The following is a 3,525-nucleotide window of genomic DNA, read 5'->3' on the forward strand; positions in this document are numbered from 1 at the left end:
GAGATGAGCATGATCCGAATGAGGATCAGGCCAATCAGAAGTGCGAGTGATACCTTGCTGAGTGATGCCATCTGTAAATTTCGGATCCTCGCTTCAAAGAGAACCGGAGGGATAGTGTCAGGGATACATGGAAAGAGCCGGATTATAATGAAATAAAGAGCCATCCCCGAGAGTATTGTGGGTATGAGCAGAATTATGAAGAATGAAATAAAGGGATTTTCAATCCCGCCGGAGAGAGCGATGAGAAGGTTCTGGGGATTTCCAATCGGGCTTATCACACTCCCTGTTGTCACTGCCCCGGCGAGTGAAAGGAGAAATGCCCGATCCGGTATTCCACACGTTCTCGCGAGTATAAGGGCGATCGGTGTCCCGATTATTGCAAGCGTATCGTTCATAAGGAGGGCAGAGAAGGCTCCCATCGTGAGAATAAAGAGGAGTATAAGTCCTCGCCCTGTTGTCTGGGACGAAAATATCCTGGATGCGAGATGAGTAAGGTATCCGCTCTCTTCCATCGCAGATCCGATAACAAAGACGCAGAAGAGGAAGATTAGTATCTCGTAGTTGATTGCATGAATGGCGTTTAGCGGTTGTATGTCTCCTGAGAGAAGAACCGCTCCCGCTCCTCCGAGCATGATTATCCAGATCGGGAGGCGTATTCTACCGATCTGGCGGCATGCAATAAGTGCCATTACGGCTGCCAGAATGAGGAGCGGGAGATTCACCATTCAGAAATGGATCTCTCTTGATTATCAAGGATTGCCAGTAGTCGATAGTATCTTATAGAGGTTTCTCCTATGATGGCTCATGCACTATCAGCGCTATCTGTTATTAACAGTTATTCTTGTCGCGGCACTCTTCGCGGCAGGTTGCTCTTCGACTCCGGAACAGCCAGCTCCATCGCAGACTGCATTCCCAACATACGTTCCGACAATGGCTCCTGTATCAGACTGGTCACTCACCCCCGGTCCTCTTGGGACGATGCCAGCTCGCCAGGAGGTTGAAGTGACGATTCAGAGGGATCAGCTTCAGCCGGAGATAGATGTCATCTTTAATGGAGGGAGTGGGATGAATGCTATCGTCCGTATAGATGCGATATTGTACACCTCAGATGGGAGGATCGAAGAGAAGTCCATTGAACGACCAATTACAATGGGGAAAGAGATTTCCTTTACCGGGACACGCGCAACCGATCGAGTGAAGGTCATCGCACACTACAACACAGGTCAGGCAGTTGTCATCAACGATGCTCTCTTTGAGTTTAAGAGCCGAAATTGAAGCTTTTTCACTCTTTTTTATTTGAAAATAGATGGGAACACCCATCATTTTCATCGTGTTTGCCTGTTGCCCCCTTAGGCATCATGCGTGTTTTTTCTTCCACTGAATTAACAGCCCGTCATCAAGTCGTTTCATATCGCTAAGGATGAGGCGGGAGAAGTGTAACTCCTCAGTGAACCCCTCCCCATCTGCGAGTGTTGGTGCTGTCATACCCCCGATGATCAGTGCGCCAAGATAGGTATGTAACTCGTCAAAGAGCCCTTCTGAGATGAATGACCAGATCACAGTTCCTCCACCCTCAACCATCAGGCTCTCGATCCCCCTCTTTTTTAATTCCTGTAAGAGACAGTGAAGGTCAACCCGATCTCTTCCACAGGTGATTATATCGGCATACCTGGATAATTCCCTGACTCTCTCCTGATCTGCCTCCTCTGAAACTGCAATGATCCGATACCCCTCTCCTTTATTGAGGATGTCTGCTGTGATCGGCGTTTTTGCGTGGGAGTCAAGAACGATTCGGATGGGGTTTGTCTGTTTTCCATGAGCAATCCGCATCTCCCTGAGTGTGGGAGATTTCACGGTGAGGGATGGATCGTCTGCATGAACGGTTCCGATACCCACAAGGATCGCATCACAATCTGCACGCATCCGATCGACACGGGCGAAGTCTTCAGCACCTGAGATGCGCACCTGTCGACGTTCTTTTGTGGAGAGTTTTCCATCGGCGCTCATGGCAGCGTTGATGATTGTATATGGTCGCATGGTACTGAGGTTTTAGAAATGATGGCTGATATAGTATTGTGGTCAGGATGTTCTCATCAGTGAAGGATTTTTCATATCCTCAAGCAAACTATGATCCTATGGGAAACCTGACGGTTGTTGCGATTGCCCCCCCTGATGTTCTGCGTGAACTTGGGAAGAAAGGGACATCATCGGATATTACATTTTATAATCTCAAACGTGGCTCCGATACGGTCACACTGATTGAACCGTCTCGTTATCCGGAACGGTTGGCATCTCTGTTCTTCTCTGTCTCTATGGCACAATCTGCAGTTCTTGTCATTGATGCGATCACTCCTGCTCTTGGAGAATGTATCCTGATGCTTGACTCAGCAGGTCTTCGTGAAGGTTTTATTGTGCTGAGGAATTATCTCAGTCCCGACCAGGTGAACCCACTTTTGAAAGGTACTGTCCTTGAAAACTACCAATTCTGTGATGAGAACTGGATCGATTTGAAAGAAGCTCTTCTGATCAGAGCCTCTGAGGTTCCTTCGCAGGAACCATCTGCGGATTCTATGCCTTACGGTACGATGGCTATTGATCATCACTTCAATGTGAAAGGTATTGGTACTGTCGCACTTGGTGGAGTTGTTGCCGGATGCCTGCGGAAGCACGATCAGCTAAAAGTGCTCCCTGGTGAGAGGACGGCGACACTCAGGTCAATCCAGAAACATGATGACGACTCCGGATATGGGGTTGTTCATGACCGTGTTGGCCTGGCACTGAAGAATATTGAGTCTGACGATCTGGATCGTGGGTATGTTCTGACAACCGATCCGGCAGTATCTGTAACAGATGAGATCACAGCAGATGCACACCTTGTAAAATACTGGCCCTCTCCGATTCATGAAGGTATGGTCATCTACTGTGGTCACTGGATGCAGTTTGTATCGGGTAAAGTGATCTCAGTTGAGAATGCCTCTGATTTCAGACGCCCCTCCCTCACCATCAGGCTGGAGAAGCCTCTTGTATATCTTCCGGGTGATCGGGTTGTCCTTCACTATCTTGAGGGAGGGAAACTCCGAGTCGTTGGACGACTCATTTTGCCGTGATTTATCCAGACTGCCTAATTTGGTGTGGGATAAAATAACATAATTATAAATTCTTGTAAGGAGAAATATAGATTATTATGCTGGAGAACAGAGCCCTTTCGAATTTCGGAAAGGGGCCGCACTCATCTTTATTTATCCGGATATGGGTATTCTCTGCACTTACCATTACCGCATATCTTATAACTTATCATGCAGTACAAAATGGGATAACTGACGTTTATCCTGCACTCTTTTTTATTCCCATCCTCTATGCAGCACTATTCTTCCCTCAGCGTGAAACGATTATAACCGTCGCAATTGCTTTTGGATATTTTGCTCTTGTTTATTCTCTGGCAGGAGATAATGTTTCGATCATCTATGGATCAGCCGTTAATTTCATCCTTTTTATTTCATTTGGCCTGGTTGCAGCTGCCGTCTC

At 47.3% G+C, this 3,525-nt stretch carries 4 protein-coding genes and 1 pseudogene; 3 read left to right on the top strand and 2 right to left on the bottom strand.

The annotated features are described in order from the left end of the window. Positions 1-725 (bottom strand): SLC13 family permease (locus Q7V06_RS10360; protein ID WP_304841154.1); only part of this gene is annotated, 725 nt, incomplete at its 3' end. Between the two features lie 79 nt (positions 726-804). Between Q7V06_RS10360 and Q7V06_RS10365 the strand changes: the two genes are divergently transcribed. Further along, on the top strand, positions 805-1,275 hold the full coding sequence (locus Q7V06_RS10365; protein WP_304841155.1) for a hypothetical protein: 471 nt from the start codon (positions 805-807) through the stop codon (positions 1,273-1,275). 81 nt (positions 1,276-1,356) lie between these two features. Here the strand turns inward: Q7V06_RS10365 and Q7V06_RS10370 are convergent, their stop codons facing one another. After that, positions 1,357-2,037, bottom strand: coding sequence for a 2,5-diamino-6-(ribosylamino)-4(3H)-pyrimidinone 5'-phosphate reductase (locus Q7V06_RS10370; protein ID WP_304841156.1), 681 nt, complete (start codon positions 2,035-2,037; stop codon positions 1,357-1,359). Between the two features lie 98 nt (positions 2,038-2,135). On the opposite strand from Q7V06_RS10370, the gene Q7V06_RS10375 reads away from it, so the two are divergent. Further along, positions 2,136-3,107 (top strand): EF-Tu/IF-2/RF-3 family GTPase, encoded by a 972-nt coding sequence (locus Q7V06_RS10375; protein ID WP_304841157.1) that lies wholly within the window; start codon positions 2,136-2,138, stop codon positions 3,105-3,107. Positions 3,108-3,184: 77 nt separating this feature from the next. Beyond that, positions 3,185-3,525 (top strand): annotated as a pseudogene (locus tag Q7V06_RS10380) (hypothetical protein); the annotation flags it as partial.

The sequence above is a fragment of the Methanocalculus sp. genome (genome assembly GCF_030651615.1).
Taxonomy (GTDB): Archaea; Halobacteriota; Methanomicrobia; order Methanomicrobiales; family Methanocorpusculaceae; genus Methanocalculus.

Excerpts from the sequence above, each read along its gene's own strand:
- Q7V06_RS10365 (WP_304841155.1), top strand. The coding sequence starts at position 805 with ATGCACTATCAGCGCTATCTGTTATTAACAGTTATTCTTGTCGCGGCA.
- Q7V06_RS10370 (WP_304841156.1), bottom strand. The coding sequence starts at position 2,037 with ATGCGACCATATACAATCATCAACGCTGCCATGAGCGCCGATGGAAAA.
- Q7V06_RS10375 (WP_304841157.1), top strand. The coding sequence starts at position 2,136 with ATGGGAAACCTGACGGTTGTTGCGATTGCCCCCCCTGATGTTCTGCGT.